25 protein-coding genes and 1 riboswitch are annotated in these 26,026 nt (G+C 32.1%); of the genes, 13 read left to right on the top strand and 12 right to left on the bottom strand.

The features are described 5' to 3' along the window. The first annotated feature begins 689 nt into the window (after positions 1-689). The 3 genes from B2G86_RS11970 (at position 690) to B2G86_RS11960 (ending at position 6,359) form a co-directional block, all read left to right on the top strand. Positions 690-2,480, top strand: coding sequence for an ABC transporter ATP-binding protein (locus B2G86_RS11970; protein WP_078358416.1), 1,791 nt, complete (start codon positions 690-692; stop codon positions 2,478-2,480). Further along, positions 2,464-4,227: an ABC transporter ATP-binding protein gene (locus B2G86_RS11965; protein WP_078358415.1), complete on the top strand. Its 1,764-nt coding sequence runs from the start codon at positions 2,464-2,466 to the stop codon at positions 4,225-4,227. Before B2G86_RS11970 ends, B2G86_RS11965 begins: the two co-directional genes overlap by 17 nt. Before the next feature lie 131 nt (positions 4,228-4,358). Then, on the top strand, positions 4,359-6,359 hold the full coding sequence (locus tag B2G86_RS11960; protein ID WP_078358414.1) for a CocE/NonD family hydrolase: 2,001 nt from the start codon (positions 4,359-4,361) through the stop codon (positions 6,357-6,359). A 187-nt stretch (positions 6,360-6,546) separates the two neighbouring features. On the opposite strand, the gene B2G86_RS11955 is transcribed toward B2G86_RS11960, so the two are convergent. Then, entirely contained in the window at positions 6,547-8,502 is a 1,956-nt protein-coding gene (locus B2G86_RS11955) for a fructose-1,6-bisphosphatase (protein ID WP_078358413.1), read from the bottom strand. A 148-nt stretch (positions 8,503-8,650) separates the two neighbouring features. On the opposite strand from B2G86_RS11955, the gene B2G86_RS11950 reads away from it, so the two are divergent. Continuing rightward, the gene (locus tag B2G86_RS11950; RefSeq protein ID WP_078358412.1) at positions 8,651-9,016 is read left to right on the top strand and encodes a DUF488 domain-containing protein; all 366 of its coding nucleotides are present in this window, start codon (positions 8,651-8,653) and stop codon (positions 9,014-9,016) included. Positions 9,017-9,113: 97 nt separating this feature from the next. On the opposite strand, the gene B2G86_RS11945 is transcribed toward B2G86_RS11950, so the two are convergent. The 5 genes from B2G86_RS11945 to B2G86_RS11925 are packed head-to-tail and all read right to left on the bottom strand — an operon-like array spanning position 9,114 to position 12,770. Further along, complete coding sequence (locus B2G86_RS11945; protein WP_078358411.1) at positions 9,114-10,112, bottom strand: ThiF family adenylyltransferase; 999 nt, start codon at positions 10,110-10,112, stop codon at positions 9,114-9,116. Continuing rightward, positions 10,112-10,879, bottom strand: a complete 768-nt coding sequence (locus B2G86_RS11940) for a thiazole synthase (RefSeq protein WP_078358410.1) — start codon at positions 10,877-10,879, stop codon at positions 10,112-10,114. Before B2G86_RS11940 ends, B2G86_RS11945 begins: the two co-directional genes overlap by 1 nt. Before the next feature lies 1 nt (position 10,880). Then, the gene (gene thiS / locus B2G86_RS11935; protein ID WP_078358409.1) at positions 10,881-11,081 is read right to left on the bottom strand and encodes a sulfur carrier protein ThiS; all 201 of its coding nucleotides are present in this window, start codon (positions 11,079-11,081) and stop codon (positions 10,881-10,883) included. Beyond that, the gene (thiO, locus tag B2G86_RS11930) at positions 11,078-12,184 is read right to left on the bottom strand and encodes a glycine oxidase ThiO (protein WP_078358418.1); all 1,107 of its coding nucleotides are present in this window, start codon (positions 12,182-12,184) and stop codon (positions 11,078-11,080) included. Before thiO ends, thiS begins: the two co-directional genes overlap by 4 nt. Continuing rightward, entirely contained in the window at positions 12,177-12,770 is a 594-nt protein-coding gene (locus B2G86_RS11925; RefSeq protein ID WP_078358419.1) for a thiamine phosphate synthase, read from the bottom strand. The genes thiO and B2G86_RS11925 overlap by 8 nt, the downstream gene beginning before the upstream one ends. Positions 12,771-12,826: 56 nt before the next feature. Then, a riboswitch (TPP riboswitch) is annotated at positions 12,827-12,935 on the bottom strand. A 177-nt stretch (positions 12,936-13,112) separates the two neighbouring features. On the opposite strand from B2G86_RS11925, the gene B2G86_RS11920 reads away from it, so the two are divergent. Together B2G86_RS11920 and B2G86_RS11915 are read left to right on the top strand one after the other, a co-directional pair. After that, positions 13,113-13,508: a hypothetical protein gene (locus tag B2G86_RS11920; RefSeq protein WP_078358408.1), complete on the top strand. Its 396-nt coding sequence runs from the start codon at positions 13,113-13,115 to the stop codon at positions 13,506-13,508. A gap of 19 nt (positions 13,509-13,527) precedes the next feature. Beyond that, positions 13,528-13,860: a YflT domain-containing protein gene (locus B2G86_RS11915; RefSeq protein WP_078358407.1), complete on the top strand. Its 333-nt coding sequence runs from the start codon at positions 13,528-13,530 to the stop codon at positions 13,858-13,860. Between the two features lie 75 nt (positions 13,861-13,935). Here the strand turns inward: B2G86_RS11915 and B2G86_RS11910 are convergent, their stop codons facing one another. After that, entirely contained in the window at positions 13,936-14,463 is a 528-nt protein-coding gene (locus B2G86_RS11910; protein ID WP_078358406.1) for an HdeD family acid-resistance protein, read from the bottom strand. 258 nt (positions 14,464-14,721) lie between these two features. Here B2G86_RS11910 and B2G86_RS11905 point away from each other — a divergent pair, with 258 nt between their 5' ends. Beyond that, complete coding sequence (locus B2G86_RS11905; protein ID WP_078358405.1) at positions 14,722-15,078, top strand: hypothetical protein; 357 nt, start codon at positions 14,722-14,724, stop codon at positions 15,076-15,078. Between the two features lie 527 nt (positions 15,079-15,605). Here B2G86_RS11905 and B2G86_RS11900 read toward each other — a convergent pair. The 5 genes from B2G86_RS11900 to B2G86_RS11880 all read right to left on the bottom strand — a co-directional run bounded on the left by B2G86_RS11900 (position 15,606) and on the right by B2G86_RS11880 (position 18,330). Then, positions 15,606-15,989, bottom strand: a complete 384-nt coding sequence (locus B2G86_RS11900; protein WP_078358404.1) for a DUF3021 domain-containing protein — start codon at positions 15,987-15,989, stop codon at positions 15,606-15,608. Between the two features lie 12 nt (positions 15,990-16,001). Continuing rightward, positions 16,002-16,457, bottom strand: a complete 456-nt coding sequence (locus B2G86_RS11895) for a LytTR family DNA-binding domain-containing protein (protein ID WP_158079039.1) — start codon at positions 16,455-16,457, stop codon at positions 16,002-16,004. 162 nt (positions 16,458-16,619) lie between these two features. Continuing rightward, positions 16,620-17,174 (bottom strand): DUF4256 domain-containing protein, encoded by a 555-nt coding sequence (locus B2G86_RS11890; RefSeq protein ID WP_174221861.1) that lies wholly within the window; start codon positions 17,172-17,174, stop codon positions 16,620-16,622. A gap of 89 nt (positions 17,175-17,263) precedes the next feature. Continuing rightward, positions 17,264-17,947, bottom strand: a complete 684-nt coding sequence (locus B2G86_RS11885) for an LrgB family protein (RefSeq protein WP_078358401.1) — start codon at positions 17,945-17,947, stop codon at positions 17,264-17,266. Further along, on the bottom strand, positions 17,944-18,330 hold the full coding sequence (locus B2G86_RS11880) for a CidA/LrgA family protein (protein WP_078358400.1): 387 nt from the start codon (positions 18,328-18,330) through the stop codon (positions 17,944-17,946). Before B2G86_RS11880 ends, B2G86_RS11885 begins: the two co-directional genes overlap by 4 nt. Positions 18,331-18,739: 409 nt before the next feature. On the opposite strand from B2G86_RS11880, the gene B2G86_RS11875 reads away from it, so the two are divergent. The 6 genes from B2G86_RS11875 (at position 18,740) to B2G86_RS11850 (ending at position 25,598) form a co-directional block, all read left to right on the top strand. Continuing rightward, complete coding sequence (locus tag B2G86_RS11875; protein WP_016913015.1) at positions 18,740-18,940, top strand: cold-shock protein; 201 nt, start codon at positions 18,740-18,742, stop codon at positions 18,938-18,940. A gap of 153 nt (positions 18,941-19,093) precedes the next feature. Then, on the top strand, positions 19,094-19,603 hold the full coding sequence (locus B2G86_RS11870) for a thioredoxin domain-containing protein (RefSeq protein WP_078358399.1): 510 nt from the start codon (positions 19,094-19,096) through the stop codon (positions 19,601-19,603). Between the two features lie 641 nt (positions 19,604-20,244). Next, complete coding sequence (locus tag B2G86_RS11865; protein ID WP_078358398.1) at positions 20,245-21,573, top strand: amino acid permease; 1,329 nt, start codon at positions 20,245-20,247, stop codon at positions 21,571-21,573. Next, positions 21,557-22,462 (top strand): homocysteine S-methyltransferase, encoded by a 906-nt coding sequence (mmuM, locus tag B2G86_RS11860; RefSeq protein ID WP_078358397.1) that lies wholly within the window; start codon positions 21,557-21,559, stop codon positions 22,460-22,462. The genes B2G86_RS11865 and mmuM overlap by 17 nt, the downstream gene beginning before the upstream one ends. 196 nt (positions 22,463-22,658) lie before the next feature. Next, positions 22,659-24,209, top strand: coding sequence for an L-glutamate gamma-semialdehyde dehydrogenase (gene pruA / locus B2G86_RS11855; protein WP_078358396.1), 1,551 nt, complete (start codon positions 22,659-22,661; stop codon positions 24,207-24,209). Between the two features lie 177 nt (positions 24,210-24,386). Beyond that, entirely contained in the window at positions 24,387-25,598 is a 1,212-nt protein-coding gene (locus B2G86_RS11850) for a CynX/NimT family MFS transporter (RefSeq protein WP_198931343.1), read from the top strand. Positions 25,599-26,026: the final 428 nt, after the last annotated feature.

Below are 26,026 nucleotides of genomic sequence, written 5' to 3'. Positions count from 1 at the left end.
TTTTTTGATAGAAATGACAGATGACTTGATAAATAGAGTCCGTGAATTTATCAAGACAGGTCCAACATGATAAATAGAGCGACTGAATATTGCAAGACAGGGTCGACTAGCAACATAGAGCGGCTGAATATTGCAAGACAAGGCAAACATGATAAATAGAGCGGCTGAATATTGCAAGATGAGGCAAACATGATAAATAGAGCGGCTGAATATTGCAAGACGAGGCAAACATGATAAATAGAACAGTTGAATATTGCAAGACAAGGCAAACATGATAAATAGAACAGTTGAATATTGCAAGACAAGGCAAACATGATAAATAGAGCGGCTGAATATTGCAAGATGAGGCAAACATTATAAATAGAGCGGCTGAATATTGCAAGACAGGCCAAACATGATAAATAGAGCGGCTGAACTTATCAAGACGAGGCAAACATGATAAATAGAGCGGCTGAATTTATCAAGACAAGGCAAACATGATAAATAGAGCGGCTGAATTTATCAAGACAGGCCAAACATGATAAATAGCCTACCTTCCAACACCCAAATATTCTTCATTCTTCTTACTCTATATACGCCATTAGTATGAATTTATTAGAAAAGTAACAAAATTCAATCTTTTTAAGTATTTACTTATCCTTTTGTGCTAAAATTTTAAAGTACAGATATAAAGGGGAGGGTGATTAACTTTGAAGGTATTTGCAAAATTAGGGTGGTTTATTAAAAAAGAACGAAAAAACTATATTATCGGTATATTAATATTATTAATAGTAGCTTTAATTGATTTATTGCCCCCACAAATTATTGGGCGTGTTATTGATGGTATCACTTTTAATTCTTTAACGGGAAAGACACTTTTGATTTATGTCATTATTCTGTTTTTTGCGGCAGTTCTTACATATGCATTTCGCTATTTTTGGCGCATTATGATATTTGGAGCGAGTATGAGGTTGGGCAAGATATTAAGGTCTCGACTTTACCATAAATATACTTCGATGAGTCCTTCATTTTTCCAAGAGCGTCGTACTGGAGATTTGATGGCTCATGCTACAAATGATATAAGGGCAGTTCAGAATACTGCTGGTGGCGGTGTGTTAACAATTGCGGATTCATTGATGTCTGGCGGTGCTGTATTGATTACGATGGCAATTACAGTTGATTGGCGTTTAACTTTGATTGTAATGATACCTTTACCAATTATGATTATATTAACGAGCTATTATGGTAAGTTATTGAACCGCGGATTTAAAAAAGCACAAGCTGCATTTAGTCAATTGAATGATAAGACACAAGAAAGTATTGCTGGTATAAAAGTTACAAAGACATTTGGATATGAAAAGAATGATCAAGCTGATTTTAAAAGCTTAAGTGATGATGTTGTAAATAAAAATTTAAAAGTCTCTAAAATTGATGCATTATTCGATCCAACTATTATGGCTGTTATTGGTGTCAGTTACTTTTTAGCTATTTTCTTTGGTGCAAGAATGGTCATTAATGATGATATAACGATTGGGCAACTCGTTACATTTACAACGTATTTGGGAATGATGGTTTGGCCACTTTTAGCATTGGGTTTATTTTTTAATATTGTTCAAAGAGGTCATGCCTCATATGAGCGTATTAATGAAATAATTAATGTGAAAAATGAAGTTAATACTGAAGTTGAAACTCATAATATCCCTGAAGGTGACATTCAGTTTAATCTTAAAAACTTCAGCTTTCCAAATGATGAAAGTATAGCTTTGAGCAACGTTCAATTTACAATATCTAAAGGTTCTACTATTGGTATTGTCGGCAGAACGGGCTCAGGAAAAAGCGCGCTTATCAGATTATTATTACGTGAATTTGATACAGAACGAGCGAATGAAATTAAATATGGCGACCAACCATTACGACATTTTGATATTAGCAGCTTAAGAGCTCAATTTGGATATGTGCCACAAGATCATTTCTTATTCTCTACATCAATTCGTAATAACATTGCATTTAGTGACCCTTCATTAGAAAATAAAATCATCTATAATGCGAGCAAAACAAGCTATATTCATGAAGATATTTTAAGTTTTCCTGAAGGCTACGATACGGTTGTTGGAGAAAGAGGGGTCTCTTTATCAGGCGGTCAAAAACAAAGAATTTCTATTGCACGTGCATTAATTATGAATCCTCCAGTATTGATTTTAGACGATTCATTATCAGCAGTAGATGCCGAGACTGAAGAACATATTTTAGAAAATATGCAGCGTGTAAGACAAGGCAAGACAAATATTATTACAGCTCATCGAATGAGTGCTGTTAGTCATGCGGATATGATTGTTGTTATGGATGAAGGCACAATCATTGAAAGAGGGACACATCAAGAGTTGATGAGTATTAAAGGCTGGTATTATGAAACATACCAAGCTCAAGCTTTACATGAAGAAATTGCGAGTAGTCTGGATGAGTTAGCGAAAGGGGATGACAGCAATGGCACAAAATCATAATTTAACTGCTAAAGATCAATTTGTAGTACTTAAAAGATTGATTAAATATACATTCCCCTTTAAAGGTATTATAGCGCTAGCTTTTTTAATGTTGACGATTTCAACGGTAGCAAGCATTGCTACACCTTATTTAGTGAAAATATTTATCGATGACTATTTAACACCTCAAGTATTTCCTGAAAATGATATAGCTTTATTAATAACAGTATTCTTTATTACACAAATAGTTGGTGCTGTTGCAACTTATTGGAATGTTTATCTTTTTCAATATTTAGCATTTAAAGTGATACAGCAATTGAGAATAGATGCATTTGATAAAATCGGTCAACTAGGTATGCGTTATTATGACAAGGAACCTGGAGGCAGCATCGTATCTAGATTAACTAACGATACTGAAGCCATCGTCGAAATGTTCATCGGTGTATTTGCATCATTTTTAATGGCAATCTTTATGGTCATTTCAAGTTATGTCATGATGTTTATTTTAGATTTTAAACTTGCATTAATGGCACTTGTATTTGTGCCGATTATTATCTTGATATTAGCACTTTACAGAAAATATTCAGCTATATATTTTTCACAAGCAAGACAACTTTTATCTGATTTAAATGCAAAGCTTGCAGAATCTATTGAGGGTATGCGCATTATTCAAGTGTTTAATCAAGAGAAGAGATTGCAAAGTGAATTTAATGATATTAATGATGAACACTATGATTTTAATATGAAGACAGTTAAAATTGATGGGCTTTTGTTAAGACCAGCAATTAGTATGATTTCAGTCTTTGCTGTCATTATGATACTAAGTTATTTCGGTATATTGAGTTTTTCTGGTGCAGTAACAGCTGGTGTTGTATTTGCTTTTGTACAATACATGGAAAGTTTCTTTGAACCAATTAATCAAGTCAGTCAAAATTTAAACGTATTCCAACAAGCACTTGTATCAGCGAGCCGAGTATTTAAACTTATCGACAATGATATGGTCGAACCGAAACAATTAGAAAATAAAAACTATCATATAAGTGAAGGGAAAGTTGAATTTAAAAATATTACATTTAGTTATGATGGTAAAAATGATGTATTAAAAAATATATCATTTACTGCAAATCCAGGAGAAACAGTTGCACTCGTTGGTCATACTGGCTCTGGAAAAAGTTCAATCATAAATTTATTTATGAGATTCTATGAATATAATCAAGGCGAGATTTTAATTGATAATCAATCGATTAAAGAGATACCTAAAAATGACTTGAAACATAATATCGGGCTAGTACTACAAGATGCTTTTATATTTTATGGAACAATCACTTCAAATATAAAACTGTATCACCCTACAATGACTTTTGAGAAAGTAAGAGAAGCGGCTGAGTTTGTAAATGCAGATCAATTCATTAATAAATTACCTGGGAAATATGACCATCAAGTAATTGAAAAGGGAAGTGCATTTTCAAGTGGAGAAAGACAATTGTTAGCATTTGCGAGAACAATTGCAAGTGACCCTAAAATATTAATTCTTGATGAAGCGACAGCTAATATAGATTCTGAAACAGAAGCTCAAATTCAATTATCATTAGAAAAAATGCGTAAAGGTAGAACGACATTGGCAATTGCACATAGGCTCTCTACAATACAAGATGCCGATCAAATACTCGTTCTTAATAAAGGTGAAATAGTAGAACGTGGTACACACGATGAATTAATTAAAGAAAATGGAATCTATCATAAAATGTATTTATTACAGAACGGATAAAGTGTAATGGATAGATTTTAGAAAAATGTCCTTAATAAATTTAAGCCTGCGCAGATGAAAGTGTCTGTTCAGGCTATTTTAATGTAAATCTGTATAATGAATAGTAATAGATTGTTAGAGGGGGATTTTACATGGGTGTTTTTGATGTAGATTATAATAAAATAACAGAACGAACACAATTTCCATATGAAATCGAAGTGATTCATCATACTTGGATAACAATGTCTGATGGGACTAGGTTATCAGCTAAAATATGGAAACCTAAGACGAATGACAAGACTAAGGGAGCTGTTTTGGAATATTTACCGTATAGAAAAGATGAATTCACAGCTTTAAGAGATGAAATTAGACATAAATATTTTGCTGGCTTTGGTTATACAGCAATTCGAGTAGATATAAGAGGTACGGGTGACTCTGAAGGTATTATTGAAGATGAATATCCATTGCAAGAACAAGATGATGCCATAGATATTATAAATTGGATTACATCACAACAATGGTCAAATGGTTCTGTAGCAATGATTGGTAAATCGTGGGGTGGATTTAATGGTTTGCAAGTAGCTGCTAGACAACCAGAAGCATTAAAGACGATTATATCTTTATGCTCGACTGATGATCGTTATGCTGATGATGTGCACTATAAAGGTGGTACTTTGATGGCATCAGATATGCTCTGGTGGGCTTCAACAATGTTTGCTTATAATGCGAGACCTGCTTTTCCTAAATATTTTGGGGATAAATGGTATGAAAATTGGTTAGAACGTCTGGAACAGACACCGCCGTTTGTTGAAGAATGGGTAAGTCATCAAACAAGAGATGATTATTGGAAACATGGTTCAATTAACGAAGATTATTCTGATATTAAGATTCCAGTATTAACGATGAGTGGTTGGGCAGATGGTTATACAAATGCTGTATTTCGCTTAATGGAAAATTTAAATGTACCGAAAAAAGGTATAATTGGACCGTGGGCACACGAATTTCCAGATGTTGCAATTCCTGGTCCTCAATTTGGTTATTTACAAGAAGTCGTTGCATGGTTAGATAAATGGATGCAACTAGATTCAACTAAAGATCATCAAGATGAATTTTTAGTATATTTGCAAGACAGCGTAGAACCTAAAACATCATATGATTATAGAGAAGGTAAATGGTTTGATTTGTTGAAAGAAAAAACGACTAAGAAAGATCTATTAAGTAGTATGACTAGAGTAATTTCATTAAAAAATAATCAGCAACATGGATTATATTCAGGCGTATTTTGTCCTTTTGGGCAAGAAGGAGATTTACCGGATGATCAAACTATTGATAATGCTTTAGCTAGTTCATTTATGTTGGATACATTTGGTGAAACTTTGAATATAATAGGACAACCAGTAGCAAAGTTACATCTGAAATCTGATATTAAATTTGGTAATATCCATGTTCGTATTACAGACGTACATCCAGACGGTCACAAGACACTCGTTACAATGGGTCAACTTAATTTAAATCATTATAAGAGTCATGAAACACCTGAAAACTTACCGGTGAATGAGTTTATAAATGTTGAAGTGCCGTTAGATGTTATTGGTTATCAAATACCAGCAGGACATACAATAGAAATATCTATCGCACCTGCATATTGGCCACAAATTTGGCCAAGTAGAGAAGTAGCAAACATCGTAGTAGACTTAGAATATTCGCATTTGGAATTGCCATTAGTGGACAATTTTGAAGAAGTTCAATTAAACTATCAATTATCAGAAACAGCACAACCATTAGAAAAAATTATCCATAGAGAAGGTTCAAGAACGAGAGATATAACGAAGCGATTAACAACAAATGAATGGGTATTAAGAGATTATTCAGATGAAGGTTTAAGAACATTGAAAGAAAGTAATATCACATATGGCACCGAGAATCTGAATTTATATACAATTACAGAAGGCGATCCCCTCACAGCAAAAGTACAATGCGATTGGAAAGTAATCGTTAAAGATGATGATATTGATACCGAAGTAGAAACATATAGTACAATGACTTGTGATGTAGACTATTATTATTTATACAACAAGCTAGTAGCATATAATGATGGCGTACAATGCTTCACAAAGACTTGGCATAAGAAAATAAAAAGAAATTATAGTTAGTGGATTTATGAAGTATCAGGAATATATGCTAGGTAAAAAAGGTTGAATCCGGATGAATTGCACGAAGACTCCAAAGATATCGTGCGATTTAGATCCAAATCCAAACTCAAATCCACAATCCATATCATCCTTAATATAGCAAAACCCGTGAGAGCCAGTAGTTATCGTGGCTCTCACGGGTTTCTTTTTAATCTATATATCGATATGACATAAGTTCTTGTAACATATTGATTTCTTCTTGTAACTTAGCTCCGATATTAGTATCGCGAACTTTTTTTCTTTCGAGTTCTTCATCTACGACACGTCGTACGGATAGTTCGTCAGCACCGTTTAGTAGTACATTTTCTTTTGTACCAAAGTGTTTGTGAGCTACAAGTTGCATTCCGAATGAGTTATAAAGTAATGTATAGCCAGCGATACCTGTTGTTGATTGGTATGCTTTTGAAAATCCACCATCAATGACAATCATTTTACCGTTTGCTTTAATTGGATTTTCTCCATCTATTTCTTTTACAGGTGTATGTCCGTTTATAATACGACCTTGTTCTGGGTCCAAGTTGAATTCTTCCAACATTTTACGGCACATTTCACTGTCTTCTCTTAAATAGTAATATGGATTTTTTTCTTCTTTATGTGAAGCTTTATCTTTTATGAAATATCTTTCGAATGTAGTCATGGCACGCTTCCCAAATAGAGAAGAATATTTACCTGTCCATAAATACCAGATTAAATCTGTAGATAAATCATCTGTTTCGTTTTTATGGCTAAATGACTCTCTAATATGATATTCGAACTGATCAAGTAATTCTCGTCCATTATACATCTTGCCGTCAATTTCCATTTCTTCCATGTTGCCGTGTTCATCTACCGGTATACAACCATGGATCAATAAATTACCGTTATATTTTAAATATAAATCTCCTTTTTTCATTAAGAAATTCATATGACGTTTGAGTTTCTCTGATTCTTGAACGGAGAGTAGTAATTTATTAATGACTTCTTCTTCTTCTTCAATTAATTCTGCTGGGTTTGCACGATTAATTGTTTCAAAGCATGTATTTTCAAGTGGGTAAGTATGACCATATACTGTAATCTCTTGTTTATCGTAATCTACTTTTTCTAGGACTAATCTTTCTTCCATATCAAAAGAAGGTCTGCGTTTAATAATTGGGCTTTCTAATTTAAATTGAATAATAGCGATTGCTTGATGAATTTTAGTGATTTGTAATTTTTCATCTTCAGATAGTTTTTTTTCTGCGTGTTGTTTTGGATAAAAAGCAGGATTATCTCCATAATATTTTTCTGCTAAATTGACTAATGGACGCAAGTTTATACCATAGGCATCTTCAATTATATCTAGATTATCGTAACGTGCGCATATTCTTAATATATTTGCTAAACATACTTTAGAGCCTGCATAAGCACCAATCCAAAGTACATCATGGTTACCCCATTGAATATCAACTGAATGATAGTTAATCAGTGTTTCCATAATTTTATCAGGTTCTGGGCCACGGTCATAAATATCACCAACTACATGTAAGTGGTCTACAACAAGTTGTTGTATGGTATATGCTAAACCGGTAATGAGTTTATCTGACTGTCCAAGAGAGTTGATTTTTTGAACGATTGTTTCATAATAAGTAGTCTTGTTATTATAGACATTACTTTTATATAAAAGTTCTTCGATTATGTATACAAATTGTTTTGGTAAAGCTTTACGTAATTTAGAACGCGTATACTTACTTGAAGCATATGAAATAAGGTGAATCATTTGTTGGATTGTTTCAACGTACCAGTCATATAAATCAGCTTTTGTTTCAAATTGATTTTTTATAAGCTTTAGTTTTTCTTCTGGGTAATAAACTAAAGCAGCAAGTTCACTAATTTGTTCTTCAGAATGTGTATCTTTAAAAATATCATGAATTTTAGCTCTAACATTACCCGAACCATTTCTTAAAACGTGTTGAAAAGCATGATATTCACCGTGCAAATCACTGACGAAATGTTCAGTTCCTTTAGGCAAGTCTAATATAGATTGTAAGTTAATAATTTCAGTCGCTACTTTTTCTTCTTCGTCAAACTTTTCTGCTAATAAATTTAAGTACTTTTCTTTTAAATTCTGGTTGTCATATTGAGTCATAAAAAAATCACTCCGTTCATCATATTTAAATTTTATTATTTTAAATTAAACATACCATTTGAGATATAGTATATCACATTAAGCGTTTTCTTTAATGGTTTAAAACAAGGTTAAAGAGGTCATAAAAGTAAAAAGGAGCGGATGACTGATGAGCTGTAAAATAGAAAGAATTTATGAAAGTGAAGAAGAAAAAGCAATTAGAGTGTTAGTCGATAGAGTATGGCCAAGAGGTATATCTAAAGATAAAGCTAACCTTGATCATTGGCTGAAAGAAATTGCGCCTTCTGACACTTTAAGAAAATGGTTTAATCACGATCCAGATAAATTTTCTTCCTTTAAAGAAAAATATAAAAAAGAACTAAAATCTGGCGAGCAACAAGAAGCTTTAGAAGAACTAAAAGAAATATACAAAAAAAGCGATAAAAAGGTTGTCTTATTATACAGTGCGAAAGATGAAAAAAATAATCAAGCAGTAGTTCTAAAAGAAATAATTGACCATCAGAAAAAAGATTGATATAAACGTATTTTAAAACTGGCAATCTACTGCCAATATAATGATAAGAGGCTGTGACAATTAATTTGTCAAGCCTCTTAATTCTGTCCTTTTATTGCTATTTTATGCTTCTATTCAACTGTTGATACATTGTCTTTGCATCTTCTTTTGTGCTTATTCCATGAACGTTCATGCGACCGTCTTTAAATAAAGTCATGTTTATATCTGCATACTTTATAAATTTTACATAATCATTTTCTTTAATAATATGACCTGGGAAATAGTGTGCGAATTCAAATGCATGTTGTTTAAATCTGAATAAGAATGTATCTCCACAAAGTGATTCTATTGATGGATGATAAGAATTATTCAAAGAATGGTATGTTTTTTGTTCACATACAATACAATTGTTGTTTTTTAAAACATCTATATTCCTAGTGCGTGTAGATATTTCAAAGGTATCAATCGTAATCAGTTTTTTAGAAAATCCATTTCCAGAAACGAAGCGTAATAATTCGGATACTTCATAACTTGCTACTTGTTGAACGACAGGTGGTAATACACCATTAATTGCACAGCTTTCACCAGTATGTGGAACTGTATTAAGGATGCACTGCAAACAAGGCCCAGTAAAATCTATAGCATATACAGTTCCTTTGCTTCCAACTGCTGCTCCGTATATCCATGGAATCTGTAATTTATGGCTCACTTCATTGATTAAAAAACGCATATCAAATTGATCCATTCCATCAATTATGATGTCAGGTTGTATGTCGCTAATGATGTATTCAATGTTATTTGATGTCATTTCTTGATGAATCGCGTTTAGTTCAACATTATGATTAATTTGCTTTATTTTTTCTTTTACAGCGTATACTTTTGGTAACATTGCTTGTGCATCATGCTCATCATAAAGTGCTTGGCGATGTATGTTTGACAGTTCTACAATATCCATGTCGATGATTGATAATTTATGTGCACCCATTCGAGCTAATAATTCTGCGACATGGCTACCAAGAGCACCAGCACCCATGATTAAAATATTTATATTTTGTAATTGTTTTTGGCTTTGTTCTCCAAAGTGCTGATACTTTATTTGTCTTTCATAACGGTTCATTATAAGAAACCTAAACCTTCAGTAGGGCTAGATGCTTGTGCAGTATATTTAACAGGTATTCTACCGGCAGTATAACTTAATTGTCCTGCTTCAATACCTAACTTCATTGCGCTAGCCATAGTTACAGGGTCTTTAGCACCAGAAATAGCAGTGTTTAATAAAATAGCATCTGCACCTAATTCCATTGCATAACAAGCATCTTTCGGAGAACCAATACCAGCATCGACGATAACAGGAATACTTGATTGTTCTATAATATATCTTAAGTTAAGAGGGTTATTGATTCCTCTACCTGTACCTATTGGTGAAGCGAGGGGCATAATAGCGTGAACACCTAATGCTTCTAATCTTTTTGCTAGCACGACATCACATGAAATATATGGACATACGATATAGCCTTTTTCTAATAAAATTTCACAAGCTTTGTAAGTTTCTATTGGGTCAGGCAATAACGTTTTATCATCACCAATTACTTCCACTTTAATGAGATTACATAATCCAGCATGATTCGCAATTTCAGCAATGCGCACAGCTTCTTCGGCAGTATGAGCACCAGCTGTATTAGGGAATGTAATGAATTTTTCTAAGTCTACGTTAGCTAAAGGATTGGGTAAAGATTTATCATATAAATTCATTCGTCTAACAGCAAAGGTTAGAACTTCCGTGCCAGATGCTAGTATGGCTTCAGATTGTGTTTGTTCGTCTTTAAACTTTCCTGTACCTAATAATAATCTTGAGTTAATTTCATATGGTCCTATTTTTAACATTTTATCCGCCTCCGACAAATTCTAATAGTTCTAATCGATCTGACTCTCTAACGAGAATATTGCTAAATTGATTATTCTTTACAAGTGTGTCATTCCATTCAACTATAATTCTTTCTTGATCTAACTCTAGCGATTGGAGTAAATCAGACAAAGTTAATACTTCGTCGAAATTAAATTCATCTCCATTGATCATACATTTCATAACTGAACACTCCTTTTAACTTTAAAATCATCTAATAATGATGGTGCTTGATCATTAACAATCCATTCAGAAAGTAACTTTCCAATGATAGGTGAAAGTAAAATACCATTTCTATAATGTCCAGTTACTAAGAAAAGACCATGATCTATTTCATCCATAATTGGCCATTCATTATGAGTGTATGGCCGAATACCAGACCATTTATGGATGATATTGCTTTCCTTTAATATTGGTATATATGATGTTGCTTGGTTAATTAACCATTTTTCTCCTTCAACTGAAGTGCCAACTGAATAGTCATCAAAATAACTTGTAGCTCCAACTAGGAATGTATTGTCTCGTTTAGGTACAATATAGCATCCATTCGTTATAAACAAAGTTTGTTTCAAACTAAGCTGTTCATTCTTTAATAACAATACTTCACCTTTAACCCCAGTTAATTTCGGCTCAATTTGATAGTCTTCTAATAGTTTATTACTCCATGCACCTCCTGCTACGACAACCTTTTTTGAGAGCAAAATAGTATCTGAAGTATGAACTTTATAACAATCTTTTAAACGTTTGATTGCTTTAACTTCAGTGTTATATAATCGTTCAATCCCTTTATTGGTAATTGATTTTAATAATGCTTTTGTATATTTTGAAGCATTAATCTGGCCGTCATCAGGGATGTATATAGCAGGATGCTTAAATTCAATTGTATGTTTAGAAAGATTGTCTAAATCCTTTTTGTTTAATGGTGTTACAGATCTATCTCGCTCATTTAAAAAATGATATTGCTCTGTTAAACATTCGACGTCTTCTTCTGAAGCGGCCATTTTGATTAATCCGTGTTCTTGATAATCTATATTAATGTTTGTTTCTTTATATAATTCATGGCTTAAAGCTTTAAAATAATCTCTTGAACGTAAAGCGAGTTGGTAAAGAGCTGTATCTTGAACAAATTCATTTTGAGCACCTAACATGCCACCTGCTTTATATGATGCATGTAAACCAGGGATATCACGATCAATTACTGCAATAGATAAATGTGCTTTGTCCATTAACTCACGTGCAATAGACATGCCAATTACACCAGAACCGACAATTATAACGTCATACATATGCATGCCACACCTTCCTTAAATGATCTATTTCTTGAATGCTACAATCTCTGAAAAAGGAAATTGCACAAATTCCTTGAAAACCTGCTGGAAGTACTTTAAGTGAATCTTGATTGATACCACCAATAGCATAAATAGGGATATCAATCGATGTTGCAATATTGATTTCATCAACAGTCTTAGGAATGAGACCTTCTTTTGAAGATGATTCAAAGACATGTCCGAAAAATACAAAATCTAAATGATGATGTTTAGCACGTTCAACACTATGAACAGAATGCGTCGACATACTAACTGAAATATGTGGATGAGACTCTTTAAATAAAAAAGCTTGTTCGTCATTTTCTCGAAAATGAATAAAGTGTAAGTCATATAATTCAAGAACAGAAATATCTGTATGAACCATTATTTTGTCTTTAGGAAAACCATGAGTTAACAAATAATCAATCGCGTTACATAATAAATCGCGACTCATAGGAACTCTAAGCAATAATAAGTCAATATCATTTGAAATCTCTATATAATGATCTAAGTCATCATTAACTAAATGCTTGTACGGTGAAATGGCTATAAACAATTGAATCACTCCAAATAAAAAAGCGCTATTTTTCCATATATAGAAAAATAGCGCAAAAATTAGCTTCTTTAGATACGCCACTTTCCTACGCCAGTATGAACTGGATCAGGTTCTGGGAATCCTAAAGTCGCTACTTTAGTCTCAGCCTCTAATAAGGCACTTCCAGTGGTCTGTTATTTAATTATTAATTTCATTGTACATATAATAGTCTGAATGTTCAAATAGAAAATTAAAATAACAAGAGTTTAATAAAAATAATAAAGGGAATTAAAACAAATAATAACTAGTTTCTCTTTATACGTATGAATAAAAATGCTACATGATTTTATATCATAAAAGGTGGGATGAGAGATGGGTACACTTTTATTTATCATTGCATTACTTATAATCGTAATTTTATATCTCATAGTTAGAATGAAATATATTTCAGACTTTAACAAAAGAAGAACAGTACGTAAAAGAGAACAAAGATTAAAAGAACTTATTAACTCAGCATTCAAAATCGATAGGTTACAATTAATCGAAGAACGGAAAGCAGATATTAAATTAAAATATAATAAAAGAGCAATAGCCGTTAAACGAGAACAAATCAAAAAGGTAGATTCAAGTGACGAAGAAAGAATTGAGATTAAATATGAATTGCCAGATGGTATAACTAAAGAAGAAATCTTTGATTTTATAATAGAAAATAGTAACTTCTATATTACTGAAGAACGCTATAATAATTTAAAAACTCAAACAGAGTAATTGAATGGAGGCTATTATGATGAATCCTGTAGTCAAAGTATATACAAATGAAAAAGATTTAGAAACAGACGTCAACACATTAAAAGACCAAGGCATTAGTCAAAAAGACATTTATATACTCTCATCAGACGAAGCACACACAGCAGAAATCGTAGAGCAAACAGAATTAGAAAATATCAATTACAATAGAAAAGATATTGGTGGATATTCTTATAAAGAAGATGAATTTCTAAGGAAGTTAGAAATACTTAATATAACTGAAATAGAAGCAGAAAAATATATAGAAGAAATAAAACAAGGAAAAGTATTACTGATCGTAACAGATCAAAGAATAAAAGGCGTATTAAAATAGCGTCGTTATAAACATACTAAAAACCCAGCAGACACAAAAGTCATGCTGGGTTTTTAGTATCTATAGCATTCAAAATTAAGAAGCTAAAGCATCAATTACATAAAATATACCAAACAATATAAACATAAAAGCAATCATGAATGAAATAAATACCGCAGCAAGAAGCGGGTTGAATAATAAAACAATACCTGCAAAAATACCAACAATATTTAAAATAATAGATATAGTATGAAAACCTTTGTTAGATTTCTCGATAGGCGTAACAGTAAAAATAGCGACAATATTATTAATAATAAACCAAATCGCAAAAATATAAATTAAGAAAACAGAACTCTCAGCAGAATTGAACATAACAACAAGACCGAAAATAATATTAATCACACCAAGAACAATCGTCCAACCATTCGGTATTCCCATCATTTTCTTACCCGCACGTCTAAAACTAATCTCTAGTACACCACTAATAACAGAGAATAAACCAATCAACCACGTAATAGCATAAAAATTCTCAAGCGGAAAACTGAAAATAACAATACCAATAATTAAAAACAAAGCACCCATCACAAAACTCGGCCACTTAAATCTATTCGTTTGTTGAGCCATAATATAACCTCCTAAAAATATGTAATGAGTATAGTATAAAACGATAAGAGAGTAAGGGGAAGGATAAAGGTTGGAAAGAATTGCTTATATTAATTTAAAATTGTAGACACTTGTTACCTAATAAATCATCTATAGAATGTCTAATCTAACGTATCTTTAAAATATTATATAAAAAGTTTATAAAAAATAGTTGACATTAAAATCGGATTATATATAATATAAGTGTAACCTATAATTCACTCTTGAACAGGAGGATGTATGTATAAAGTAATTAAGTTAGAGCTTTGTGACTTAGAGGGATACATCACTGATGGTAAAGGTGGCGTATCGAGAACTGAAGAATATGTGGTTCCTGAAGATTTAAGTGTTAATGATTTATTAGGTGGTATTGAGGAGAGATATGGGGAGTCTCTTAGCGATAATACTGAGTTTTTCAATTCGGTATTTATTCTAGCTACCGTTAAGAAACATGTAGATAACAAATCTTTGCTTGTATTAAAGCAAAGTTCAACTTCTCTCAATGCTAGTGTTTGTAGAATTAACGAAATTTGCCTGTATTTAGACAAGGATTACCATAATACAAGGTATTTAAATAATCATCAAGAATGTGATTAGCTATTAATTTTGTAAATGTATTAGAAAAATAGGATTTTGTAATGTAGTAAAAAGATTATATAGATTTTGTATTTGAATGGTTCCTTCCTAATAGCTTCGATTTAGTAATACTCTCTTTTTTAATTTCTCATATATAGATAAACAGTTAATTTAATAGAGTGCGTACATTTCTTCAAGGATATGGTGGTTTATAGGTTACATAGAGTTTGGTATACTCTAGGGATTTCTGAGAAGAATTATAGGTTGAATTATTTTTAGTATTTCATATGATCAACAACGTTTATTAGAATTTAGTTCTAATTTAATATAGTATTATCCTAATTGAATGTTAGGAAGGTTACTTTTTGATTTTTGTGTGTTTCCTTTCTGGGGAAATTTTAGAGTGAAAAAGGGCTGAGAAGGCTGAGACAATTTTTGTCTCAGCCTGTTTTTATACATATTTTTAGATTTGTATTATGTTTCCTTACATATTTTTAAGTTTTGTATTATGTTTCCTTACATATTTTTAAGTTTTGTATTATGTTTCCTTACATATTTTTAAGTTTTGTATTAATTTTCTTACTTTGTTGAGCGTTGAATATTAAGAATATGAACCATATGACAAGAAAGATAAGTGTGAATATTGTAAGTGCGCCAATTAAGGGTTCTGGTTGTAGTGGTACCCAATGGTTTATTGTTGAGAGGATAAAGAATGCTATTACGCTTCCTCCTAAATGGATGATCAGTTTAATTGGTAATGGTAGGTTATCAAACGCATAAACGATTGGTAAGAATCCACAAATGGCACCAAATAAATAAACACTTATGACATCCAGAAAGTCGATTGTAACGTTAAATATAGCGATGAATATGAGCATGATACTACTTCCTATACCAATGCCTTGTAAGGTAGATTTTAATATTTTATTCATAATTTTCCCTCCTTATATTCCTAATGCTTTATTTAAATTTTTAACGTATCTTCTTGATATTGTTACTTTTTTATTATTGATAAGTGTTCCAAACAAGTTTCCTGAAAATGATGGAGATACTTTTGTTATATGTTCTATGTTTACAATGGAGGATTTACTAATTTGCACGAACTTGTGACTTGGTAAAGTTTGCTGTAACGCATTGAGTGACATTCTAGTTGTGATGGTTTCTTCAGTTGTTGTAATGCTAAGTTGTTTATCAAATATTTCTGCAAATATAATATTAGCTTTAATAACGAGTGATACACCTTGAGATGTTTTGATGCCTATTTTGTCGGAAGGTGATTCATATTGTTGTATATAGTTTAATAGGTTGTTACCAATTTCTTGTTCATATGTGCTAATGGTGACGTCGGTTAGCGTTTTAGTTGAGTCAATTTGTAAGTGTACATTGAATTGATCTTTCATAGCCATTGCCTCCTTTGGTTATATAGTATGTGTTTTATTCTATTTTGTCAGTAGTTATAGCATAACCGGTTTGATTGAGGGTGTGAGTGGTTGAGAGGGGTATGTATTGTAAAAAAGCTTCCTTTACTTTCACTAATTGTGACTTGTAAAGGAAGCTTTTGTTTATATTTTTAGCATGCTACGGAAACCTCTTGCTCCATAATATGAATCAGCTCCGTTGTGATAGGTGAACACTGTATCGTAGCGTAAATCACAGAATATAGCACCGCCAAGGTTTCTTATTTTGTCTGGAGTTTCTACCCAGCTAGATGATTTTTTATCAAATTCTCCAAGTGTTTGAAGATGTCTGTATTGTTCTTCAGTAAGTAAACTAACTTTCATTTCATTTACCATATCTATAGCACTTGTTTCCGGTTTATGTTTCTTTCTAGATTCTAGTGCTTCTCTGTCATAACATACGCTCCTACGACCTTTAGGACTTTCTTTTGAACAATCTACAAAAAGATATTGATCATCTTCAGACCCAATAACATCAGGTTCTCCTTCAGTTCGTTCCATTTCATTAAGTGACCATAACTGTTCTGGATTAGATTGTAATCGACTTTCTACGTCAGACCACTCTATGTTTTCATGACGTTCTGGGAATTTTTCAAAACGTTTTTTCAATGTTTCAATAAGCTCTGTTTGTTCTTCTTGTGTTAGTTGTTGAGATGTCATATGAATACCCCTTTTTCTTTTATTTTAGCAAAATATAACTTTAATGAAAGTAATATGTAAATCATCATCAAGGAGCAATCATCAAATGTCTAATAGATTAATAAAACAAATAACGGTAAGATTATTGAGCTTATAAGCGCTGTTAGTATCATCCCGATAGAACTAAATGCAGCTGACTCAATATCAGTTTCTAATATTTTAGCAGTTCCTATGGCATGTGATGCATTTCCATATGTCAGTCCTTTTGCTATGGAAGTTTGAAAGTTAGCAAGCTTGATTAAATATGAGCCTAATATGCTTCCGATAAGTCCTGTCCCGATAATAAAGAGTACTGCTAAACTGTCTATTCCACCAATTTGTTGTGATACTTGAACACCGACTGCAGCTGTAATGGATCTAGGTAATAATGATGCTATCATTTCTTTTGAATAACCTAGAATATTCAATGTTGTAAATATTAATATGATATTGATAGCTATGCCGACAAGCACGCTAGTTATAATGACTTTGAAATGTTTCACAATCATTCTTCTATATAAGTATAAAGGATAAGCTAAGCATACAACTGTGCAGTTTAAAAAGTTATATATCCATTTACCGCCAGTCATATAGTCTTGATAATCATAATTTAACATAATAAGTACAAATATTATTACAATAGAAGAAACGAGTGCTGGATGGAGAATTGCGATTTTAAATTTCTTTTGAATATACAATGCAAATATGTACGTGATGACTGTTAAAAGAATCATGAATAATGTTTTTAAAATCATGATTTATCACCACTTTCTTCTATACTATTAGATTTTGTCATTTTTTCTGCAACGTATCCGGAACAAAGTGCAACGATACAAGTACTTGCTATAACTAAAATAATTAAGAAGATAAACTGAGAATTAAATTGTTCAACTAAATCCATTGCACCGACAATAGAAGGAATAAAGAAAAAGATCATTGTGCTTAATAGTAAGTTTGCACCATCTTTTATCCACTCTTCTTTAATAATATTGAACTGCAGTAACAAGAATAGTGTAGCAAGACCTATAATACTGCCAGCAATCGGAATGTCTAGAATTTGCTGAATCCAGCTACCAAATATTGTGATTAAATATATGATGCATATTTGAAAGATGACTTTAATAAACTTTGAAATCATAGTAAACAAACCCTTTATTAAAAATTTAAGATGGCTTTAACGTCATCTGAGTATATATTATTTAATTATAGAACTGATTCAGTTAATTTGAAATGTTATTTATATTATGTGGTTTCTCTTTTTCTTTTTAAAATTAAGAGAAGAATATTTAAATGATAGAAGATACGCAATGTTAGATAGAAGAATTAAAGGTTATAGATAAGTATTACTTATAAGAACTAGCAAGTTATAAAAGTTTAATTTAACAAAAGGCTTTACAATTTATAACTTATAATGTATAGTAAGTATCAAGTGATATTTCGAGATTAAATTAATTGGTAGTTTTATTCATTGTTAATGAAAGTCCATTTAAGTTTGAAGATTGATTATTGCAAATATATCGTGCAAAAGCACACAGGAGGACTTTTATATGAATAAAGGTACAGTAAAATGGTTTAACGCAGAAAAAGGTTATGGTTTCATCGAAGGAGAAAATGGTAACGACGTATTCGTACATTTCTCATCAATCCAAACTGAAGGTTACAAATCATTAGACGAAGGCGCTTCAGTTACATTTGATATCGAAGAAGGCCAACGTGGACCTCAAGCGGTTAACGTTAACAAAAACTAATATTAAATTATTAGCTTAACACCTCATAACATTGTTATGAGGTGTTTTTTTGTTTTTATAATATAAATTATTTAACTATTCTGAATATAATCGTTAGCATTATAGTCGGTGAAATGGTTAAATTAATATAACAACATATAGGAGGTAATCGTTATGACAACAATTCAACATTTAACTGTAGGAAATAAAGAAGCAAATATAACAGTAGAAGTATTTATAAATTTTGCATGTCCATATTGTTCTCATTATTTTGCAGCAGCAGATGAAGTGTTAAAACCTTATATTAATGATGGAAGTGTTCAATATATTATTAAACACTTTGATAAGACTAAGCAAAGACTGCTAAAAGGTACTGTCGCTAATATTTATCTGGATTATAATGACCCTGAAGAAACATTTGAGATTATACGTCACCTATATGGAACACAAGAAGAATGGACATTGAATTTTGAGACGATAGAAAGAAAAATGGAGCAGGAGCTCGCTTTATCCCCACAAAAAAATGCAGATGATCGATCGCTTGCTATACATCAAGAAACCTTTGAAAGAGGCATTACTGGAGTGCCTTCAGTCTTCATAAATGGTGAAAAATTTGAATTTAATCCAACTGAAGACGATAAAGCAACAATAAAAGAAAAATTGGAAAAAGCACTACAAAGTTAAAAATTAAGTGTAGATATTTATTTTGGAAGAGAGGCTGGGACAAATAATTTGTCCCAGCCTTTCATTGTTCGGTGTTGATTTTGAGGATGTCTTAGATTAACTATCTAATTAATCTACAACATGGCTAAACTCTTCGATTAACTGCTGACTTAATCTACAACTTGGTCAATTTCTTCGATTAACTGCTGAGTTAATCTACAACATGGTCAATTTCTTCGATTAACTGCTGAGTTAATCTACAACATGGTCGAACTCTTAGATTAACTCCCGACTTAATCTACAACTTATCTCATTTTTTCAAAAAACTTATTTATGTCCCACTTCCTCTTAGTTGTAGGGTATCTATATTCACACTAGTCGAAAAAAGTGTAAGTAAGGCTGTCCATATTCACACAAGTCGAGAGAAGTGTAAGTAAGGCTATCTATATTCACACAAGTCAGAAGAAGTGTAAGCAAGGGTATCTATATTCACACAAAGTATGAGAAGTGTAACTAAGGACACTTATATCCCAACTTCTTCCAATATATATTATTTACAGAAAATTTTAAGTTGACTGAATTATTCGAAAGATATAGAATTAAAGATATTTTTAATTCTAGAGAGAAGGTTTATCGTGTCTAATCAATCGTACAAACGGGATATGAAGCAACGTCATATCATGTTATTAAGTTTTGGTGGTGTAATTGGAACGGGTTTATTTTTAAGTTCTGGGTATACTTTGCAACAAGCTGGTCCTTTGGGGACTATGTTATCTTATGTAGTTGGTGCGATTTTGGTATATCTTGTGATGTTATGTCTAGGTCAATTAGCTATTGAACATCCTGTTACAGGAGGATTTCATGTATACGCTTCTAAATACATTCATCCTTCTATTGGCTATATCGTCGCTTGGTTTTATTGGTTAACTTGGACTGTGGCACTTGGATCTGAGTTTACTGCTGTTGGTATTTTAATGGGTAAGTGGCTGCCTGATGTACCTGTATACATATTTTCAAGTATTGCTATCATACTTGTACTTGCTTTTAACATAGTGTCGACTAAGTTTTATGCTGAAGTTGAATTTTATTTTTCTTTAGTAAAAGTGTTAGCTATTATTGTTTTCATTGGTTTAGGCGCACTAACTTTATTTGGGCTCATTCAATACGGTGGTTATAATGGGCTAGAAACGATTAAATCTAGATATACGAATCCTAGTTTCCCTAATGGATTAGGTGCAGTATTTTTAACGATGTTAGCTGTCAATTATGCCTTTAGTGGTACTGAACTTATTGGAATTGCTGCAGGTGAAACTAAAAATCCTAAAGAAGTCATACCTAAAGCGATAAATGCTACTTTATGGAGACTTATTATTTTCTTTATAGGAACGATGGTTATTATTTCTATTTTAATTCCAAGTTATCAAGCTAAATCTTTAGAAAGTCCTTTTGTCGTTATTTTTCAAAATATGGGTATTCCATATGCCGGGGACATAATGAATTTGGTAATTATTACGGCATTATTATCTGCTGCTAATTCAGGGCTATATGCTGCAAGTAGAATGGTATGGAGTTTGTCTAATGAAGGTATGTTTCCAAATTATTTTAAAAAGCTAAATAAACATCAAATGCCAATACGCGCTACAATATTCAGTATGTGTGGAGGATTGTTAGCATTATTCTCAAGTATTTATGCAGCAGACTCATTATACATCGTGCTTGTATCAATTGCTGGATTGGCTGTTGTAATTGTATGGATGAGCATATGTTTATCTTATTTTAATGCTAAACGCTTAAATAAACATTTAAAAATACATCAAAGTGTACCGATAATTGGCTTTATCTTATGTTTGATTTCATGTGTAGGTATGGTTTTTGATCCTAACCAATCACCAGCATTATACTTTGGAATACCATTTGCAATAATTGCTATTATTTTTTACTTTGTAAAATATCATAAAAAGGATGGTCAGGATATTGAGACTTCTAGATAAATTAAATCAGAAAACAGCATTAGTGTTAGATGGAGGATTGGCGACAACATTAGAAGGATATGGATGTGATTTGAATTCTTCGTTATGGTCTAGTGAAGTACTTATAAATCAACCAGATAAAGTAATGCAAGCTCATCAAGCATTTACTGATGCAGGTGCTGATATCGTTTTGACGAGTACGTATCAAGCAAGTTTTGCTACATTTAAAGCAATTGGTAAAGAAACTTCAGAAATAGAACAATTATTTGAAATTGCAGTAAAAAATATTAAAGAAGCTGTAACAGATGATCAAGTTGTAGTCGGAAGTTTAGGTCCTTATGGTGCATATTTAAGTGATGGTTCTGAATATACAGGGCAATATGAAATTTCAGTTGATGAATACATACAATTTCACGAAGAACGTATTAACGCTTTAATTAATAGAGGCATATACGATTTCGTATTTGAAACAGTACCTAATTTTAATGAGATTAAAGCAATAGTTGAATATATCATTCCAAACTATAGTGATCATAATACTTTCTGGATTTCATGTACAGTTGATAATGAAGGTAACTTATCAGATGGTACTGAATTTGAAAAAGTATGTCAGTATATCGTACAACACATTGGGCGCGTGCCCGTATTCGGTATTAATTGTTCAAGTATTAATAGTGTAGAGAAAGCAATTAATAAAGGATTGCTCGAATTGCCACAAGTAATCGCTTTATACCCAAATGGTGGTAAAACGTTCGATCCAATTGAAAAAGTTTGGATTGGTAAAGGAGAGAATGCGTTACTTGTTCAAAAAACAAAAGAATGGATCGCGCAAGGTGTTCAAATTATAGGAGGTTGTTGCGAAACAACACCCGAAGACATTAAACAAATACATGAAGCAATAGAAAGATGAGTATGTTTTTCTAACGATCAAGACTCGTAAAACAAGCCCGTTAGAACGCTTTATACTTCTGTCATCTGACCTTTATTTCAATATATAATTCTTTATGAAAGCCCTTTACTTGATAAAATTGGAAATAGAATAGTAAAATGTTCTATAAGAGGTATTTGACCTCTTATTAGGTTTATATATTTAGGAGGTATGAAGGATGGTAGTAGAATTTCACAATGAACCTGCAACAGATTTTACAGATCAAGAGAATCAACAGGCTTTTAAGGATGCTTTAAAAAAAGTTAAAGCTGAATTTGGGAAAGAAATTCCTCTCGTTATTAATGGAGAGAAAATTTTTACAGATGACAAATATGAATCTGTAGATCCAGCTAATCATCAACAAGTACTAGGTACAATTTCTAAAGCTTCTAAAGAACAAGTAGATCAAGCTATGGAAGCGGCTAAAGAAGCTTATAAGACTTGGAGAAAATGGACTCCTAAAGAAAGAGCTGAATTACTAATTAGAGTTTCTGCTATTATTCGTAGAAGAAAACATGAACTATCTGCTTTAATGGTATATGAAGCAGGTAAGCCATGGAATGAAGCAGATGGAGATACAAATGAAGGAATAGATTTCATTGAATATTATGCACGTTCTATGATGGAATTAGCTCATGGTAAGCAAGTCTTTGATAGAGAAGGCGAGCATAATCAATATATTTATAAACCAATGGGACCTGGTGTTACAATTCCACCTTGGAACTTCCCATTTGCAATTATGACTGGTACAACAGTTGCGCCTATTATTGCAGGTAATACTGTATTGTTAAAACCAGCAGAAGATACACCTTTAATCGCGTACAAACTTATTGAAATTTTAGAAGAAGCGGGACTTCCAAAAGGTGTCGTTAACTTTGTACCTGGTGATCCTAAAGAAATAGGAGACTATTTAGTAGATCATAAAGATACACACTTTGTAACATTTACTGGTTCAAGAGCTACAGGTACACGTATCTTTGAAAGAGCTGCTAAAGTTCAAGAAGGACAGAACTTCTTGAAACGTGTCATTGCTGAAATGGGTGGTAAAGATGCGATTGTTGTCGATGAAAATATCGATACTGATTTAGCTGCTCAAGCAATTGTAGATTCAGCATTTGGCTTCTCTGGACAAAAGTGTTCAGCTTGTTCTAGAGCAATAGTGCATAAAGATGTCTATGATGAAGTTCTTGAGAAATCAATCAAATTAACAAAAGAACTTTCAATTAAACATACTGAAGGCGGTTCTGATGTTTATATGGGACCTGTTATTAACCAAAAACAATTCGACAAAATTAAAAATTATATCGAAATTGGTAGTAAAGAAGGTAAGCTTGAAGTCGGAGGTAAAACGGACGATAGCAAAGGATTCTTTGTTCATCCAACTATCATCTCTGATTTGAAATCTAGCGACCAAATTATGCAAGAGGAAATTTTTGGACCAGTTGTTGGCTTCACAAAATGTGACAACTTTGAAGAATTGTTAGAAGTTGCAAATGATACTGACTATGGTTTAACAGGTGCAGTTATTACAAATAATCGTGAGCATTGGAGACAAGCATGTGAAGATTATGATGTTGGTAACTTATACTTGAATAGAGGTTGTACTTCAGCAGTAGTTGGGTATCACCCATTTGGTGGTTTCAAAATGTCCGGAACAGACGCTAAGACAGGTAGCCCGGATTATATGCTTAACTTCTTAGAGCAAAAAATTCTATCTGAACAATTTTAATCTATAAATAAAATATTAAACAACAAAGAGCAGTCAGATACTGTTATTACAATGTTTGAGGCTGAGACAATTAATTTGTCCAGTCTCTTTTTGTATACGTAAATAATTTAAATCTATTAATTCAATTATTTTCATGTAGTATTGTAATTATAAAAGATAATCACGGAGGTGAAAAAATTGGAAAATAATATTAAGAAATATAAATTTAAAGATATATGGTTGATTTTATTTGGCATGATATTTGTAGCATCTACATTAAGAGCACCATTAACCTCAGTTGGACCAGTAATAGAATTGATTAAATCAGATTTAGAAATAAGTAATAGTCTAGCAGGATTTTTAACAACAATTCCATTAATATTGTTTGGGTTCGTTTCGCCAATGGTATCTAAAATCGTTACGAAATTAACGATGTCTAGTACCATTCTTTATGCGTTAGTGATACTTTTAATAGGTTTATTATTGCGTGTCTCAGGAGATATAGGATTATTTATAATAGGAACAATTCTGTTAGGTGTAGCTATCGCATTTGGAAATGTATGCTTACCAAGTTACGTAAAATGGAGATTCCCATTACAAATAGGATTATTTACTGGCGTATATAGTGCAACAATGAATTTCACAGCCGGTTTAGGTGGGGGATTAAGTTATCCACTATCCGAAATAACACCATTAGGATTTCGATTATCACTATCATTCTGGGTTGTTTTAACTATATTAGCCATTATATTTTGGATACCACAAGTTAAAAGTGGAAAACAACAAGAAGTACAAGCAACTAAAGAAATGCAAAATAAAGTTCAAGGACCGAAAGTCAGAATGTCTACATCTAAATTAGCTTGGGTTGTAGCATTAACAATGGCAATGCAATCAATGGTATTTTATACAGTTATAGCATGGATGCCAACCATTCTAATAGACAAAGGATTGTCACCAACAGCAGCAGGCTATTTATTAATGTTAAATCAATTTTCACAAGTACCAATGACGTTTATATTCCCAATAATCGCATCAAAAATGCAAAACCAAAAATTACTCGTTACGATAGTAAGTATGTTGTTTATACTAGGATTTAGTTTATTATTTAGTCAATCATACATAGTATTAATCGTTGGAATTATAATAGCAGGATTTGGAATGGGAGCAGGATTTAGCTTATGCATGACCTTCTTTTCAATTCGAGCAAGAACAAACGCAGGCAGTATGTCCTTATCAGGATTTGGACAATCAGTCGGTTACTTTATCGCAGCAATAGGACCATTCTTAATAGGATTTTTACATGATTTATTAGGAGGATGGGATATCGGTATCATTTCATTAATTATAATATCAGTCTTATTCTATATCTTCGCATTACAAGCAGCTAATGACCAGTATGTAGAGGATTAGATGGAAGTAGTTTATATAAGAAAAAAATAAAGAATCTTTCCTTTAGAATTATTATATAGGAAAGATTCTTTTTATTTAATATGAGTTTTTTAAAATGTAAGATGGAAGTACAAGTCTTAGGGACATAATTCTGAGAAATGTCCGTAAGAGGTGTTGTAAGGGACAAAATTCCGAGAAATGTCCGTAAGAGGTGGTGTAAGGGACATAATTCTGAGAAATGTCCGTAAGAGTGGTTGTAAGAGACATAATTCTGAGAAAAGTCCGTAAGAGGTGTTGTAAGGGACATAATTCCGAGAAATGTCCGTAAGAGGTGCTGTAAGGGACAAAAATCTGAGAAATGTCCGTAAGAAGAGTCAAGTCCATAATTTTGTGTAATATCTTTAGATGTAATCAACCATTGGTTTTTCTAGGGTATTAACAAAATATAT

This window comes from Mammaliicoccus fleurettii (assembly GCF_002018435.1).
Classification (GTDB): Bacteria; Bacillota; Bacilli; order Staphylococcales; family Staphylococcaceae; genus Mammaliicoccus; species Mammaliicoccus fleurettii.
The sequence above is the reverse complement of the archived record's forward strand: the minus strand, read 5'-3'. Positions and strand labels throughout refer to the sequence as shown.